This window comes from Rhodococcoides navarretei, from assembly GCF_038069675.1.
Lineage (GTDB): Bacteria > Actinomycetota > Actinomycetes > Mycobacteriales > Mycobacteriaceae > Rhodococcoides > Rhodococcoides navarretei.
Window position 1 is genome coordinate 1 of sequence record NZ_JBBPCN010000003.1, and the last position, 15029, is coordinate 15029.

18 protein-coding genes and 2 pseudogenes are annotated in these 15029 nt (G+C 36.5%); 9 read left to right on the forward strand and 11 right to left on the reverse strand.

Annotated features, from left to right (window positions below; genetic code table 11):
• Positions 1 to 456: 456 nt before the first annotated feature.
• Positions 457 to 870, forward strand: a complete 414-nt coding sequence (locus AABD04_RS25035; RefSeq protein ID WP_341443151.1) for a hypothetical protein — start codon at positions 457 to 459, stop codon at positions 868 to 870.
• Between the two features lie 173 nt (positions 871 to 1043).
• On the opposite strand, the gene AABD04_RS25040 is transcribed toward AABD04_RS25035, so the two are convergent.
• The 3 genes from AABD04_RS25040 to AABD04_RS25225 form a co-directional block, all read right to left on the reverse strand.
• Positions 1044 to 1406 carry an ATP-binding cassette domain-containing protein gene (locus AABD04_RS25040; RefSeq protein WP_341443152.1) on the reverse strand — a complete coding sequence of 121 codons (363 nt, stop codon included), beginning with the start codon at positions 1404 to 1406 and terminating at the stop codon, positions 1044 to 1046.
• On the reverse strand, positions 1390 to 2487 hold the full coding sequence (locus tag AABD04_RS25045) for an ATP-binding cassette domain-containing protein (RefSeq protein ID WP_341443162.1): 1098 nt from the start codon (positions 2485 to 2487) through the stop codon (positions 1390 to 1392). The genes AABD04_RS25040 and AABD04_RS25045 overlap by 17 nt, the downstream gene beginning before the upstream one ends.
• Before the next feature lie 390 nt (positions 2488 to 2877).
• A complete protein-coding gene (locus tag AABD04_RS25225; RefSeq protein WP_423228255.1) occupies positions 2878 to 3102 on the reverse strand; it encodes a universal stress protein in 225 nt (74 codons plus the stop codon).
• A gap of 449 nt (positions 3103 to 3551) precedes the next feature.
• Between AABD04_RS25225 and AABD04_RS25050 the strand changes: the two genes are divergently transcribed.
• The 6 genes from AABD04_RS25050 (at position 3552) to AABD04_RS25075 (ending at position 8890) form a co-directional block, all read left to right on the forward strand.
• The gene (locus tag AABD04_RS25050) at positions 3552 to 3779 is read left to right on the forward strand and encodes a hypothetical protein (RefSeq protein WP_341443153.1); all 228 of its coding nucleotides are present in this window, start codon (positions 3552 to 3554) and stop codon (positions 3777 to 3779) included.
• A 624-nt stretch (positions 3780 to 4403) separates the two neighbouring features.
• Positions 4404 to 4847 (forward strand): RDD family protein, encoded by a 444-nt coding sequence (locus AABD04_RS25055; RefSeq protein ID WP_000221476.1) that lies wholly within the window; start codon positions 4404 to 4406, stop codon positions 4845 to 4847.
• Positions 4848 to 5410: 563 nt separating this feature from the next.
• Positions 5411 to 6298, forward strand: coding sequence for a P-type ATPase (locus AABD04_RS25060; RefSeq protein WP_341443163.1), 888 nt, complete (start codon positions 5411 to 5413; stop codon positions 6296 to 6298).
• A gap of 71 nt (positions 6299 to 6369) precedes the next feature.
• Positions 6370 to 6645, forward strand: coding sequence for a hypothetical protein (locus tag AABD04_RS25065; protein WP_423228253.1), 276 nt, complete (start codon positions 6370 to 6372; stop codon positions 6643 to 6645).
• The gene (gene mgtA / locus AABD04_RS25070) at positions 6593 to 8170 is read left to right on the forward strand and encodes a magnesium-translocating P-type ATPase (RefSeq protein ID WP_341443155.1); all 1578 of its coding nucleotides are present in this window, start codon (positions 6593 to 6595) and stop codon (positions 8168 to 8170) included. The genes AABD04_RS25065 and mgtA overlap by 53 nt, the downstream gene beginning before the upstream one ends.
• A 15-nt stretch (positions 8171 to 8185) precedes the next feature.
• Entirely contained in the window at positions 8186 to 8890 is a 705-nt protein-coding gene (locus tag AABD04_RS25075) for an MgtC/SapB family protein (protein ID WP_341443156.1), read from the forward strand.
• An 89-nt stretch (positions 8891 to 8979) separates the two neighbouring features.
• Here AABD04_RS25075 and AABD04_RS25080 read toward each other — a convergent pair whose 3' ends face one another.
• Positions 8980 to 10152: a benzoate/H(+) symporter BenE family transporter gene (locus AABD04_RS25080; protein ID WP_341443157.1), complete on the reverse strand. Its 1173-nt coding sequence runs from the start codon at positions 10150 to 10152 to the stop codon at positions 8980 to 8982.
• Between the two features lie 186 nt (positions 10153 to 10338).
• Here AABD04_RS25080 and AABD04_RS25085 point away from each other — a divergent pair, with 186 nt between their 5' ends.
• Positions 10339 to 10812 (forward strand): Lrp/AsnC family transcriptional regulator, encoded by a 474-nt coding sequence (locus tag AABD04_RS25085; RefSeq protein WP_000344223.1) that lies wholly within the window; start codon positions 10339 to 10341, stop codon positions 10810 to 10812.
• A 36-nt stretch (positions 10813 to 10848) separates the two neighbouring features.
• On the opposite strand, the gene leuE is transcribed toward AABD04_RS25085, so the two are convergent.
• The 6 genes from leuE to AABD04_RS25110 form a co-directional block, all read right to left on the reverse strand.
• The gene (leuE, locus tag AABD04_RS25090) at positions 10849 to 11499 is read right to left on the reverse strand and encodes a leucine efflux protein LeuE (RefSeq protein ID WP_341443158.1); all 651 of its coding nucleotides are present in this window, start codon (positions 11497 to 11499) and stop codon (positions 10849 to 10851) included.
• Positions 11500 to 11571: 72 nt separating this feature from the next.
• Positions 11572 to 12015, reverse strand: a complete 444-nt coding sequence (locus AABD04_RS25095; protein WP_341443164.1) for a transaldolase family protein — start codon at positions 12013 to 12015, stop codon at positions 11572 to 11574.
• A complete protein-coding gene (locus AABD04_RS25230) occupies positions 11990 to 12268 on the reverse strand; it encodes a transaldolase family protein (RefSeq protein WP_423228254.1) in 279 nt (92 codons plus the stop codon). The genes AABD04_RS25095 and AABD04_RS25230 overlap by 26 nt, the downstream gene beginning before the upstream one ends.
• Positions 12165 to 12563, reverse strand: coding sequence for a transaldolase family protein (locus AABD04_RS25100; RefSeq protein WP_341443159.1), 399 nt, complete (start codon positions 12561 to 12563; stop codon positions 12165 to 12167). The genes AABD04_RS25230 and AABD04_RS25100 overlap by 104 nt, the downstream gene beginning before the upstream one ends.
• A gap of 131 nt (positions 12564 to 12694) precedes the next feature.
• Positions 12695 to 13360, reverse strand: coding sequence for a substrate-binding domain-containing protein (locus tag AABD04_RS25105; protein ID WP_341443160.1), 666 nt, complete (start codon positions 13358 to 13360; stop codon positions 12695 to 12697).
• 5 nt (positions 13361 to 13365) lie between these two features.
• Entirely contained in the window at positions 13366 to 13590 is a 225-nt protein-coding gene (locus AABD04_RS25110; protein ID WP_341443161.1) for a helix-turn-helix domain-containing protein, read from the reverse strand.
• A 90-nt stretch (positions 13591 to 13680) separates the two neighbouring features.
• Here AABD04_RS25110 and aceI point away from each other — a divergent pair.
• Positions 13681 to 14121, forward strand: a pseudogene (gene aceI / locus AABD04_RS25115) (chlorhexidine efflux PACE transporter AceI).
• 117 nt (positions 14122 to 14238) lie between these two features.
• On the opposite strand, the pseudogene AABD04_RS25120 reads toward aceI, so the two are convergent.
• A pseudogene (locus AABD04_RS25120) lies at positions 14239 to 15029 on the reverse strand (thiolase family protein); the annotation flags it as partial.

A 15029-nucleotide genomic window follows, 5' to 3' on the forward strand; every position in this document is an offset into this window, starting at 1 on the left:
CTTAGGCAGACCACATACCCGAGTTGTCACTTAAATTTGAGTAGATATGAGAAGTCTTAACTTTTAAATCTTTGTGCAACAAAGCCGTGTCTTGCTATTCCTAGCTATTGTTAGGGATCAAACTAATCTTGCGTTAATAATACAGCCCTACAGAAAAAATATGAATCTTCTTTTGATATGTGCCAGTTGGTTTCCATAACTTGCATTGAATTAAATACGGTTTTTATATGGCATGTACTTAAGCCACTTTTATAAAATGACTCATTATGGCCATTACCATAAATTTCGTTTGTAAAATTTAAAGGGCTGATAAGTTAATTTTAATGATACTCACTTTTGAATAGCGATGAAATAACTTACAAATCCAAACGCTACTCATCAAATCTATACATAAAGTTAAATTTAATAAAAGTTATCTTTCTTATAATAATTTAAAAATAATTTTGAGGGCTAAAAATGAAAAAAATCATTAAAATTTTATTATTATCTAGTTTGATTTCATCTATACCATTATCTGTAGTTGCTAAAAATGTTGAGACTAAAGTAAGCTTTTTAAAAGGTTCTTCTCAAACTACATTAACCGGAAAGTTTCAAGGTTATGATGATGTAAGATATCGAGTTTTTGCAAAAAGTGGACAGATTTTAAAATTTAATATTAATAGTTATGGGGATTTAGCTTATATTAATATTTTCGCTCCAGGTCAAAAGCCTGGTAAAGATAAGCCATTATTCGTGGGTTCGACTGTAGGTTTTTCAGGTGAAGTAACGCTACCTGTTGATGGTGATTATATTGTTCAAGTTTATCAAATGAAAAAAAGCGCACAAAGAAATAGAGCAGTTTCTTTTAATCTGAGATCTTACAAATATTAGATAATAAAAAATAAAATGATAATTAAAAGATTTATATAAAAGCTCTAATAGTTAGAGCTTTTATATAGGTATAAAAATAGCGTAGTGTTAATTTAAATAAATTGAATCAACAATCCCACATTTTTCAGACAAAACTTAAATCATGTGAAACTAATAGCACAGCACCTTCATAACTAGAAATAGCATTTGCAAATAACTCTCTTGCACTCGATATCTAAGTGGTTTTCTGGTTCATCAAGTAGTAAAAGTTCAGGCATAGGCTGAGCATGGCTCAAACCTAGTAAAGCAACTTTTAACTTCTCACCACCACTGAGTTGAGCTAAGGGATATGTGCTTTTATCACCACGAATCCGAAGCTGACCTAATAAATTTCTCCACTCTAACTCAGTAATATTTGGGTTAGTATTTCTTAAGTTTTCAACAGCAGAGAGATGGTCTAATAAAAAGCTAAAGTTCTGATCGAGATAGAAGCAATTTGCAAACAGTTTAATTTCATCTGTAGCAGTTACAGCTGATTGATCAATCTGTTTCAGCAAAGTTGATTTCCCAATACCATTTCGGCCAACCAAATGAAATCTTTTGACAAGCTCTTAAGGCGAGATGAATTGGTTGTTGTGTCCCATAGTTGAGTTTTAAGTTCTCAATTCTAAGAATTTCTCCTGTTCTTTTGTTAAAAGAGGGGAATATAAATTGTTGGGGCTTAACAGTTTCTAGAAGTACTTTTTTACTCTTCAAGTCTTGCTGGCTTTGATCGATTTGACGCTGATGTTGAGAATGAATTGCTCCTAGGCTTTGCCCAGCCTGTTCTTTTTTAAAATCGAGCAAAATTTTAGCTTGCGAGTTTGAGTCACGAAGTTTGTTGCCAGCACGTTCACGTTTTTGGGCTTTCATTAAAACTTCATGCTGCTTTTGCTTCATGTGCTTAACTTCACGTTGATGCTGATGTACTGACTGTTCTAAAGCCTCGATTTGGAACTGATATTGCTCATAAAATTTTTCATAATTTCCTGTAGTGTGCTGTAGGCCATGCTCATTTAAGTGATAAATATGGTCGACTTCATTTAACAAAGTCAGATCATGACTAATAATCAGAGCGCCTACTGGATGTTTCTTTAACTGAGCAATTAGCCACTGTCTAGCTTCTTGATCGAGATGGTTGCTTGGCTCATCAAGTAATAGGTAATGATCAGTTTTTAAAAATAATGCGGATAAGGCTAACTTGGTTTTTTGGCCTTCGCTCAACTGCTTAACAGGAAAGTCTAAATCGGTTGGTAGCTGAGCAGATCGTAGTAAAGCTTCCCAAATATTAGGAAGATCCCAATGTCCTTCTAACAAATCATAATCATCGTATCGAGCTTCGCCTTGTTCGACTCTTTGAAAAGCGTTGTAAAGATGGTTGACCTCTAAAGCTTCTGCAATTGTGTCTGATTGGAGACGAGTGAGCTGAGATAAATATGCATGCTTGGTTTGCCAGTTTATTTGGCCACTGATATGCATTTCTGTAGTGGGTGAAATCTTGTGAAGCAATTGCATAAGTAAAGACTTACCTTGACCATTGCGGCCAATTAAGGCTGATACTTGATGATGCTCAAGTGAGAAATTCAATTCTTTAAACATCACTTTTGAAAGGAAACTCCAAAGTGAGTTGTGATATTACACATGCCTGCTGAGTCGTGAGAACCTCATAAATACAGGATGTACAAAATAGGAGTGTAAAGCTTTAAATAAAGACGCTAAGTCACTAAAGAATAGTCTATTTTGCACATCAAAAAAGAGAAAATTGATGAGAAAAAAGACTTACTTCATTGGCGTGACTCACAAAATAGAGGGAAAGAGAACAATAGTGTATAACGGTTTTTAAGCTGTGTAAAACTTATGCATTTTTTACGATAAAAAGCCTAATCAATGGATTAGGCTTTTAGTCGACTCAGCAATTATTCTTTTACCACCAAAACTTGGATTTTAGTGCTGTTCAGAACATCTCTGCGCAAATACTCACCCACAAAGTCAGGCTTTCTTCGGCAAACCTTTACGACCATGTGAACCAATAACAATCAGATCTGAACCCAACTCTTCTACAGCTTTAAGAATGCCATCAGATGAGATTTCACCTTGAATGATTTGTGTATCTGCATTGACACCTTCTTCAGCACATAGGGCTTTTACTTTCGCAAGTGTTTTTTCTGCATTAGCACGCGCTTCAACAAAATAATCTTTTACAACAGGAGAGATGTAATAGAAATCGACACCACTAAATGGGTCTCACTGCAACCAGACTAATTGCTGTAAGTTTACTACCAAAAGCTTTAGCGATATGGGCCGCTTGTCTGTGCTGCTGCCAAAGAAATCTCAGAACCATCTACAGGTACAATAATATGCTCTGGTAATTCATAATGTTATTCCTCTTATTTACAAGTTGTTATATGTATGAAGCTTTTCTTACTTAAAGATTAACACATTTGTTTAAAGGTAGAAATCAATTCAATTCACTTTGTAGTTAAATTAAATGGTATTTAATTATATATTTGATTTTTAATGATTTTATTAGAGGTTAATAAAGAGGGAGTTGAGACTATGCCAAATTTAATTTTTTAGAAGAACTTTACAATAAATTACCTTTCATATTTTTGTCACACAGAAATCGTATAACCAAATCATATGTAAGGGGGAAGTAGTAAGATATGGCCGATTTAACAGCAAAGAAAGTCAGTAAACTTATCGAGGAATTTCGCCAAACTGGTAAAGAGCCAGAAAAGCTAGTGATTGGATATAAAACTCATGCAAGACTCATGGCAGATGATAAGTTTGCAGAAAAAGTTGTTCCTTCGTTAGAAAACTCAAAAGATCGATTATATAAAAATCTAAAAATAAAGCTTATTACTGAAAAACATTATTTTGAAGTTAAATAAAATATAAATGTGATATTTATCACATTTATATTTTTGTTGTTTACATTTAGTAGGAATTATTAACATATTGTTTTTAAGTTGATACAAATATGGGGTGTAATCAACATTTGAAAACAGCATTCCTTTACAGACTCGATAGAATAAATTGCTTTTATTTTTAAGTAGTGGAATAAATTGAATGCCAAGTATTAGTGTAATTTTATTTTATATTTTAGCTATTTTAGGCTTTTGCTCTGCTGTGGGAGGATTATTAAGTTTAAGCATGTTTTTAATCATCATCGGTATTGGACTTATCTGTGCAGCTTTTTTGCTAAAAAAAGAATTTAAAATTGATGTTTTATTCTGGAAATAATCATTGGTTATAAATGATTAAATTAATAAATATAATTAGTTTTCACCTCATACAAATGAGGTGTAATTTAAATATTTCAATATGATATATATTATTTTAACTTAAATTGATATGGCTTTTATTTTTCAAAAATCTTATTATAATTCTAAATAAAATCGGAAATTAAAAAATACATTAAGTATTTAAAAATAAAAAGATTTCAATTACGATGAAAGACGAATAAATTAGTTACTGTGGCATTAGGTAAAAAATAACAAAAGCGAGGTGAACACATGACCTATAAATATGAATATGCAGGGTTTTGGTTAAGATTTGGCGCAATGATCATTGATACTCTTATTCTTTTTTTAGCAATTATTCCAGCCGCATGGATCTTTTATCATGGAGATTACGATCTCATATTTGCTACAGGTATGAGTAGTAAACCGCAAAACTATTGGTTTGATATGATCGTAAATTATGCATTTCCATTTTTATATACTGTTTTGTGTTGGATCTACTTTGCAGGGACACCAGGAAAACGTCTAATGCGTTTAAAAGTTCTCGATGAAAAGACAGGTAATAAGTTAACTTTCGTACAATCTCTCATTCGCTATATCGGATATATTCCATCTATTTTAGTATTTTGTATCGGCCTTATTTGGGTCGCATTTGATGCTAAAAAACAAGGATGGCATGACAAGATGGCCAAAACAGTGGTGGTTAGAGAACTGTGATTTATAGTCACTGATGAATTAATAAAAAATTACAAAAAAAATCTTGTGCCTTGTAGAGTAAAACCTATACTTGCCGCGAGTTTATTTAACGGAGATCCTAAATGGGTAGTTGTTCGAGGTCCGAGTTTAATTATCAATTAAACCAAAGCCAATACTGAGCAAGGTAACCTTTAGGAGAGGCTATCTTGCAATGAGATAGCTTTGTTAAAAATTAGATTAAACCTATACAAATTACTTGATTTGTAATCATTCACTTCAGCATTTATCTGTTTAGTTTCTCGCTAGAAATGGGGAGAAGCCAATGTTTTTATACGCTTCCATACACGACCGTTATATCTACCAGATTTTAATCTTGATAAACAATTCGTCTCATGCGATTCAGAGCATTCGGACCATGTTCAGTTATGTGACATTCCGTCAACGTTGGTCTGGCTTTGGGCTAATTTTCTCTTCTTCATCGTAAGTCTACGATCTCCTATTCCTTTCTAAATTAAAAAATTTAAAAGACTTTATTTTCGATAAGGTCGAGAGCTTTGTACGCCTAAAAAATGGAGGATTTCGTGATGAAATTCTGGCAACGACTCTTCACAGCATTTTTACAAAGATTTCATTTAATGCGTTTTTTCGGTCGTAATCGATCTTTTAAAGAGCTACATCAATCTAGTTATGCTCAAGAAATTAGCAAAAATTTATCTAAGCGTTTGCTTAATGCATCAAGGACTCAAACGAATGATCTATTAAAACAATTCGATACTCATTTGACGGGGCTTACAGAAGAGCAAGCGCATACCCAACAAATGACGGTGGGACTTAATGAAGTTACTCATGAAAAGCCATTAACTTGGTGGCAACACCTTTGGTATTGCTACCGTAATCCGTTCAATATTTTACTTAGCCTGTTGGCATTGATTGCTTTCTTTACCGATGATCTAACGGGTTCAACCATTATTAGTGTAATGGTAATTCTTTCAACACTACTTCGTTATTGGCAAGAAGCAAAGTCAAATCAAGCTGCGGATGCCTTAAAGGCAATGGTGAGTAATACTGCTACTGTATTGCGCCATCAAGTCAGTGCAGAAGATTTAGAACTTATGCATGAACGTTATGGCATTGATACTAAAAACCAAACCACTCACCAATTTGAAATACCAATTCAGTATTTAGTGCCGGGTGATGTGATTTTATTATCTGCGGGTGACATGATTCCTGCGGATTGTAGAATTTTGTCTGCTAAAGATTTGTTTGTCTCTCAAGCTGCAATGACTGGTGAATCAATGCCTGTCGAGAAATTTCCGTTGCAGAAAAATCTCGAAGAAACCAGCGCTTTAGAGCTAGATAATATTGTATTCATGGGGACCAATATTGTTTCTGGTTCAGCTCAGGCAGTGGTTTTAAGTACGGGTATTCAAACATATTTCGGTGCATTGGCTCACCAGTGTTACGGCTACTGATCGGAGCACGACTGCATTTCAAATGGGTGTCAACAAAGTAAGTTGGTTGCCTCATTCGCTTTATGTTGGTGATGGCACCTGTTGTACTTTTCATTAATGGCTTCACCAAAGGCGATTGGGCCGAAGCATTTTTATTCGCATTATCTGTAGCTGTTGGTCTTACTCCAGAAATGCTACCGATGATTGTGACTTCAACTTTGGCAAAGGGGGCGGTTTTCTTATCTAAAAAGAAAGTGATTGTTAAACGTCTAGATGCGATACAGAACTTTGGTGCCATGGATGTTCTATGTACCGATGAAAACTGGAACTCTAACTCAAGACAAAATCTTTTTATCCCAACATATTGATGTTCAAGGCGAGAAATCAGACTTTGTACTCATGCAGGCATTTTTAAATAGTTATTATCAAACAGGCCTAAAAAATTTGCTTGATGTAGCTGTTTTAGAAGCTGTTGATGAACAGATCAAAATACAGAAGTTACGTTACAAGAAGTTAGATGAAGTTCCTTTTGATTTTGATCGCCGCCGTATGTCAGTCGTGGTAAAAACACTTCAACAAAAAGCCCGTATGATTACCAAAGGCGCAGTTGAGGAAATGTTAAAGGTTTGCCGTTATATCGAGGTAAATGGCAAAGTAGAGCCTTTAACAAAGCAACGTGAAGTGGCAATTGAGGCATTAACTCAACGCTATAACCGAGATGGTTTAAGAGTGGTGGCAGTAGCGTATCGTGAGTTTAAAAATCATCAGGAAAATTATTCAGTTGTTGACGAAAATGATCTGATTTTAATAGGTTATATTACTTTTCTTGATCCACCTAAAGAGTCTGCCAAAGAAGCTGTACAGAGTTTACAGGCCCATGGCGTAACGGTAAAAGTGCTGACTGGGGATAATGAGTTTGTCACCCAAAAAGTGTGCCGAGAAATTGGCCTGAATTATGATCAAGTTTTATTGGGTGGTGTAATTGAAACCTTAACTGATCAACAACTCAAAAGAGCAGTAGAGCAATACCACATTTTTGCGAAATTAAGTCCGGTTCACAAAGAACGTATTGTTGAGCAGTTAAAAGCAAATGGTCACGTGGTTGGTTTCTTAGGAGACGGTATTAACGATGCCGCTGCTATACGTGCTGCCGATATTGGTATTTCAGTAGATACCGCAGTAGATATCGCTAAAGAGTCTGCAGATTTAATCTTACTTGAAAAAAGCCTGATGGTTCTTGAAAAAGGTGTGATTGAAGGCCGTAGAACTTTTGCCAATATGCTGAAATATATCAAAATGACGGCGAGTTCAAATTTTGGTAACGTTTTTTCGGTACTTATTGCGAGTGCTTTTATTCCTTTCTTACCCATGTTGCCTATTCACTTACTGATTCAAAACTTACTTTATGATGTTTCACAAATTGTGATTCCTTTTGACAATGTGGATGAAGAGTTAATTGCAAAACCACAGCGTTGGCAACCTGAAGAAGTTGGCCGCTTTATGTTGGTGTTCGGACCGATTAGCTCCATTTTTGACATGATTACTTTTGGGCTAATGTGGTTTGTATTTTCAGCAAATACTCCTGAACATCAGACGCTATTCCAATCAGGCTGGTTTGTGGTGGGTTTACTTACCCAGACATTAATTGTCCATATGATCCGTACAGCTCAAATTCCATTTATTCAGAGTCGTGCCGCGACTCCATTATTAATAATGACAGCGGTGATTATGTGTATCGGGATTTTCTTACCAATGGGTCCTTTAGCAAGTTATTTAAAACTACAAGCTTTACCTTTAAGTTATTTCTTATATTTGCCTGTAATTTTAGGTGCTTATATGTGTGTTACTCAATGGGTAAAGAAAATCTATATCCGCCGTTATGGCTGGCAATAAAACAATAGGTGCAAAATGAAATTGCAATTTCTACAACATACAGACTTATCAAATATTATTGATACTTTAATTAGTCTCTCGGCTGCTTTTATTTTAGGGGCGTTAATTGGGTTCGAACGTCAGTATAGGCAACGTACAGCTGGTCTTCGAACAAATGTTCTAGTTGCGGTAGGTGCAGCAATTTTTGTAGATATTGCAATTAATCTTACTGGAGCAGATGGAGCTGTTCGGGTAATTGCCTATGTTGTTTCGGGTATTGGTTTTTTGGGTGCGGGTGTCATTATGCGCCAAGAAGGCAACATCCACGGTTTAAATACCGCAGCGACTTTATGGTGTTCTGCGGCAGTAGGTGCTGCCGCGGGTGCTGATTTAATTATTGAAGCAATATTGGCGACAGCCTTTATTTTATCTGCCAATACGCTATTAAGGCCGATTGTCCATATTATTGACCGTCGTCCGTTAGACGATGACACAGAAGTTTTACATGTAATCTACATTATATGTGACCGAAGTCAGAGCAAGGTCGTTATGGATGAATTAAATCTAACCTTAAAGCATCATAATTATCCTGCTAAAGATATTGATGTCACGCCTTTTGGAGAAAAAGAGGTTGAAATAGAAGTAACGCTAATTGCAACTTCAATCGAAGCAGAAGAAGCACAGCACATCATTAATCACTTAAATGCAATGCCGCAAATACGACAAGCGTTTTGGGGATAAAAACACAATTAACTAATTTAACGAGAGTTTGCGCTTAATTTTTTATGAATTTCTCTAAATGATAAAGCGCAAACTCTTTCGTTTAAGCCTTATTTTTTAGCTTTAAATTTAAGGACTATAAATACAACAATACCGACAACCAGTCCCCAGAAAGCTGAACCAACACCGAAAAATTGGATACCTGATGCACTACATAAAAAGGTAAATAATGCCGCTTCGCGGTCTTCAACTGGACCAAACGCAAGCGCAATGTTGTGACTAATCGTACCAAGTAAGGCAATGCCTGCTAACGCTACAATAAAAATATGAGGAAAAGACATCAGCAAGCTTGTGAGAGTTGCAGCAAATAGCCCCATCAACACATAAAAAAAGCCACAGCTTATACCCGCAATATAACGTTTGCTTGGGTCAGGATGAACTTGGTCGTCTAAGCTTACGGCAGCACTTATCGCAGCAATATTAACGCTGTAACATCCAAAAGGTGCAAGCACAACTTGAGTTAAACCAGTCCAACCAATTAGTTGATTAACGTGCGGTTTATAGCCATAACTCTTGATCATGGCTATACCAGGTAGATATTGCGACGCCATGCTAATCACAAAAAGTGGTAATGCTAAGCCTAAAAGTGCTGACCAGCTAAATTCAGGGCTAATCCAAACGGGTTTAGCCAAGGACCACTCAAGAGTAGGCATATGAAAGTCTAAAAAAACAGGGCAGAGGGCAATACCTGCCAAGGCGGTAAATACAATGCTGTAACGCGGCCATAATCTTTTTGTAATGACATAAATGGCGAGTAAAGATAAAACAAATGTCCAATCATTTTGCAAGCTCGCGAAAAGTGAAATACCAAACTTAAGCAGAACTCCGGCAAGCATGGCACTGGTTAGGCTTTGTGGTATATAGGAAAGCGCTTTTTGGAATATACCTGAAAAGCCTAAAATCGCAGTGAGTAAACCACCTACTGAAAAAGCGCCAATTGCTTCATTTAAACTATAGCCACTACCTGTTGCCATAATTAAAGCGAGGCCCGCTGTTGACCAAGCTGTTGCTACGGGATATTTAAATTTCCAAGAAAGGATGAGTCCTGATAAACCAATACCTAAGCCTAAAGCCCAAAACCATGAGGTAATTTGTTCAGATGACGCACCTAAAGCTTGAGCAGCCTGAATCACTAAAATAGCTGAAACACTAATACCAATAAGAAAGGTAATAAAACCAGCAAATACGGCTGGTATTGAGAAATCTTGAAGAATCTTTTGCATAGCTAAATGTTCTAAGTCCCTGAAAAATTAATATGTTTCTGCCTATGTTTTCAGCTAGGTAAATCTAACAATTTTTTTTAAGAAGGTGCTTTCTATTTTTGACTTTAAAATGAAAGAATATTTTTTAAATAGCCATTAATGGTATTATTTATTTCATAACAAACGGGGAATTTGGGATATTGTTTTATGGATGAGCAGGCTGAAAATTTAACACCTCTTGAATTGAAAATTATGCGCTGTTTACAAGAGAATGGACGTTTAAGTAATGCTGAACTGGCAAAACTTGTTGGCATTAGTACTTCGTCATGTTGGAACCATACTCAGCGTCTTTTTAAGATTGGGGCCATCTTGGATGTGCGTGCTCGAATTAATCCGGGTATGGTGCAACGTGAGACTATTGTTTTGGTCGGAGTAGTGCTGGATCGCTCGACACCTGATAGCTTTCAGGCATTTGAACAAGCAGCAGGTGATTTGGAGAATGTTCTTGAATGTTACTTGGTTGCCGGAGAAGTTGACTACTTTCTAAAAATTCGTGTTAAAGATTTGGCTGCTTTTAACCGTTTTCATAGTGAAAAAATTATTGCTTTACCCGGGGTAAGACAGGTAAGAACATTTTTTGTGCTCAATGAAGTTAAAACAGATGGCATGCTGGCATTTTAACAACCTAATAAATTCAGACTTCCTTGACTCGGCAGCTTACATTGTTGAAGTTGCCAGCTTTAAGCCAAATCCGAAAAATAAAATGCCAACTAAGAAAATTCCGCTTGCTGCAATTTTATGGTTTTGTTTGAAAAAAGTTGAAAGTTTAATTCCGGAGAAAATAAGCGCAGTTAAATAACTAAAGCTAATAATTTGTAAAATCACCGCTAAAATTAAAAAGCTTAAAGCTGGATAGGCATAATCCGGTTCAACAAACTGCACAAAGAAAGACAGGAAAAATAAAATCGCTTTAGGGTTGAGTAAACTAATACTTAAGGCTGTTTTATAAGGGTGAACTTTATCTAAAGCAGGTAAATCAGCCATTTCTGCTTGGGGTTGATTACGTAATTTCCAGCGCTGAATACTGCCTTGTAGAAGCTTAAAACCTAAATAAGACAAGTAAAGTGCGCCGACGAGTTTGAGTACGATAAAAACCCAAGGGAATGCTTTTAATAAAGAAGCCGCACCAAGTACAGTACAGAGCATTAAAATTAAGTCACCGGTAAAAGTACCAAGTGCCCCCATATATCCGGTTTTAATACCATAGCGTGAAGCAATAGACATCACATAAAGAGAATTGGGCCCTGGCAATAACACAATTAGGAATGTACCAATAATATATGTTGTTAAGTCTGTTATGCCGAACACGAGAAACCCAATAAAAAACCGATTTTTGTCATGATAACAAAAATCGGTAATTTTGTATGAAAAGTGCAGTTTTTAAGATTTAATTTCTGCATCAATTCCAAAAGATTGACGTAATAAAAGACTTAATTGATCTCGCGCTTTAATAAAGCCATCAACACCACCTTGTAAAAGTTGGAATGCCATTAAGTCATGGTTAAGTTCATCTTTAAAACTTTGCTCATCTTGAGCTGGTCTAACAATCGCTTCTGCCTGTTTTGCTTTGTTCGCATCAAGTGCTGCATCGACTGTACGCGTATCTTGTTCAAGCTGCGTTAGCAAGCTTGGAGAGATCGTAAGCAAATCACATCCTGCAAGGCCTAGCACTTGGTCGATGCTACGGAAGCTCGCACCCATGACTTGAGTTGGAATATTTTGCTGCTTGTAGTAAGTGTAGATTTTCTTAACTGAAACCACACCTGGATCTTTCTCGATTGGGTAAGAATCTACACCTTCAGCTTTTTTGTACCAGTCTAAAATACGGGCCTACAAAAGGTGAGATTAAAGTAACTTTGGCATCTGCACACGCTTGGGCTTGATGTAAACCGAAAAGGAGAGTGAGGTTACAAGCAATACCTTCAGCTTCTAACACTTTAGCCGCTTGAATACCTTCCCAAGTCGATGCAATTTTAATCAGAATACGTGACTGATCGCATACCATAACCTTTATAAAGCTCACATAATTCATGTGCTTTTTGAATGGTTGCTTCGGTGTCGTATGAAAGTGCAGCATCGACTTCTGTAGAAACACGGCCTTCAATAAGTTTTAAAATTTCTACACCAAATTTTACGGTTAAAATATCAATGGTTCTTTCAATCAGTTCATCATTTTTATAGCCTTCGTCTTTGGCTTGATAATAAGCATCTTCAATGAGCTCTTTACTTTCTGGTTGTTCTGCCGCAGCGGTAATTAACGAAGGATTCGTCGTAGCATCTAAGGGACGAAATTTACGAATTGCTTCAAGGTCGCTACTGTCAGCAACAACGGTCGTTAATGTTTTTAATTGGTCAAGTGCTGTATGAGTCATTGCATATTCAACATCTTCAATAAAAAATCTTATGTTTTCTTTATAGCACAAACTCTATCCATACTGTCGATATATCAATTGTTATGTTTCAAAGAAAAACGTTTAGGTTCTGCATCTAAATTGAAATGATTTTATGGAGTCGGTTGCATTCGCTTATTACGAATATAGTCAATCAAAAACCGTGCAGCAGCACCGAGTTCACTTTCGCGGCTCCAGACCAAATCAACGTAATATTCAAATCGAGGCGTAAAATCAAATACATCTAATGCTTTAAGCTTGTTGTTTAACTCGGGATTTTCTTTAAACATCTCTTGTGGCAGTACACCCCAACCTAAATTACGTAAAATCATTAAGCAAGCAGAGTGGTGGTTATCTGTACGCCAGTAATGTTTTGAAAATAATAATTCGGGTTTTAATGTTTCATCTCGACTTGCCACCACAATTTGTCTAGTACCTAAAATCTGCTCATATGAGACATGCTCTTGGCTTGCGAGCGGATGGGTTTTTGAAATAACAGGAATTAAGGCTTCACGTTTGAGTTCAACAAACTGTTCTCTATTGTCTAAATGCTCACGTTCAAACATAAGGGCCAGTTGGGCAGATCCATCTAACAACATTTGAAGCGCATCTTCTTGAGGGGCAGACACAATATTAATTTGTAGATCGGGAAAGCGACTTTCTAGCAGGCAAACATAGTCGGTCCAATTGGTATGTAGCAGCTCAGACACCACAACAATAGTAAGATTAGGTTCCAGCCCAGTACTTAATGCATGCGCGTGCTGTTTCCATTGATTCATTTCAATCAATAGTTGCGCCGTTTTTTCATATAGCACTCGTGCTTCAGCTGTAGGAGTAGGTTTGCGCGGCCTTTACGTTCAAATAAAGTCAGGTTCAGATCAATTTCTAAATTAGCAATCGACATACTCACAGCAGAGGGGACTTTACCGAGTTTCCTTGCTGCTGCTGAAAATGAACCTGTTTCCATAACGGCTTGGAACATGAAAAGTTGTTCTTGATTAATATTCATCTGTCAAAAAAATTGAAAGAACCTGATTGGATTAATCAAAATTATAAAAATAAAATGCACATTATCCAAGTTATTATTGAGTATTTAAAAATGTTGATTTCCAAGAGAAGACTCATTCATGCAATCAGTTATGAAGAGAATTTTGTTGGTCAGTCATTGCGATTGCATTAAGTTTTATTTTTGACATGCCGATGTGGAAGTGACCGGAACACTTGGTGTGTTTATGGCAGTGGTTTCAGTTTTCTGGAATATGATTTTTAACCACTATTTCGAAAAAAGTAGAACATAAATTTAATTGGGAAAGAACGATCCCTGTGCGGATTTTACATGCGATTGGTTTTGAGGGTGGTTTGCTGATTGCGACTGTTCCAATGATTGCATATATGATGCAGATGACTGTGATTGATGCATTTATTTTTAGATATTGGCTTAACCTTATGTATTTTGGTTTATACCTTTATTTCCCAGTGGTGCTATGACCATATTGAAGATAAGTTTTTCCCAAATGCTAAAGCAGCATCACTTCATTAAGCTAATATATTGAAATGAAATAAGCACCCAGATGGGTGCTTATGTTTTTTGGTCGATAAATAGAAATTATTTTTCTACAATCGCAACCACACCTTCACCGCCTGCTGTTTGTACAGATCAGAGATTAATGCGCGAGCCTGAACCTTTTTCATTAATTAATTTAGCTGCAGTAGCTCCAAGATACGACCACCAGTTGCAGCAAATGGGTGACCTGCACCTAAAGTATGCGAACCATTTACGTTCAGTTTAGAGCGGTCAATTGAACCCAATGGTGCATCTAAGCCAAGACGTTCTTTACAGAATTTTTCATCTTCCCAAGCTTTTAAGGTAGAGAGTACTTGAGATGCAAATGCTTCATGGATTTCGTAGAAATCGAAGTACTGTGAAGCTGCAAGGTTGGCGCACGCCTAAGCATACGAGGTACTGCATAAGCAGGAGCCATCAATAAGCCTTCTTTAGGACCGTTCTTACCAATGAAGTCAACAGCTGCTGTTTCAGAGAAAGAAAGATAAGCTAAAACTTCATGTCCGTTTTCTTTTGCCCATTACTTCAGAAGCAAGCAATACCACAGAAGCACCATCAGTCAACGGAGTTGAGTTACCCGCTGTCATTGTTGCAGTTTCGCCTTTACCGAAAACTGGTTTTAATTTAGCAAGTTTTTCAACTGTACTGTAGGACGTAAGTTGTCACAGTTAAGACCTAAGAATGGAGTCATTAAGTCATCAAAGAAACCACGCTCATAAGCAGCAGCAAGTTTTTGATGGCTGCTTGCAGCTAGCTCGTCTTGTGCTTCACGAGTGATACCCCATTCTAATGCAGTGATTGCTTGGTGCTCACCCATTGAAAGGCCAGTACGTGGTTCACCATTGCTTGGTGCATCAAGAAGCTTTTTAAAATCAATCTTTGTT

Bases quoted from the DNA above. Each gene is read 5' to 3' on its own strand.
- AABD04_RS25035 (WP_341443151.1), top strand. From the start codon at position 457: ATGAAAAAAATCATTAAAATTTTATTATTATCTAGTTTGATTTCATCT.
- AABD04_RS25045 (WP_341443162.1), bottom strand. From the start codon at position 2,487: ATGTTTAAAGAATTGAATTTCTCACTTGAGCATCATCAAGTATCAGCC.
- AABD04_RS25050 (WP_341443153.1), top strand. From the start codon at position 3,552: ATGGCCGATTTAACAGCAAAGAAAGTCAGTAAACTTATCGAGGAATTT.
- AABD04_RS25055 (WP_000221476.1), top strand. From the start codon at position 4,404: ATGACCTATAAATATGAATATGCAGGGTTTTGGTTAAGATTTGGCGCA.
- AABD04_RS25060 (WP_341443163.1), top strand. From the start codon at position 5,411: ATGAAATTCTGGCAACGACTCTTCACAGCATTTTTACAAAGATTTCAT.
- AABD04_RS25065 (WP_423228253.1), top strand. From the start codon at position 6,370: ATGGCACCTGTTGTACTTTTCATTAATGGCTTCACCAAAGGCGATTGG.
- mgtA (WP_341443155.1), top strand. From the start codon at position 6,593: ATGAAAACTGGAACTCTAACTCAAGACAAAATCTTTTTATCCCAACAT.
- AABD04_RS25075 (WP_341443156.1), top strand. From the start codon at position 8,186: ATGAAATTGCAATTTCTACAACATACAGACTTATCAAATATTATTGAT.
- AABD04_RS25080 (WP_341443157.1), bottom strand. From the start codon at position 10,152: ATGCAAAAGATTCTTCAAGATTTCTCAATACCAGCCGTATTTGCTGGT.
- AABD04_RS25085 (WP_000344223.1), top strand. From the start codon at position 10,339: ATGGATGAGCAGGCTGAAAATTTAACACCTCTTGAATTGAAAATTATG.
- AABD04_RS25230 (WP_423228254.1), bottom strand. From the start codon at position 12,268: ATGCTGCACTTTCATACGACACCGAAGCAACCATTCAAAAAGCACATG.
- AABD04_RS25100 (WP_341443159.1), bottom strand. From the start codon at position 12,563: ATGACTCATACAGCACTTGACCAATTAAAAACATTAACGACCGTTGTT.
- AABD04_RS25105 (WP_341443160.1), bottom strand. From the start codon at position 13,360: ATGAATCAATGGAAACAGCACGCGCATGCATTAAGTACTGGGCTGGAA.
- AABD04_RS25110 (WP_341443161.1), bottom strand. From the start codon at position 13,590: ATGAATATTAATCAAGAACAACTTTTCATGTTCCAAGCCGTTATGGAA.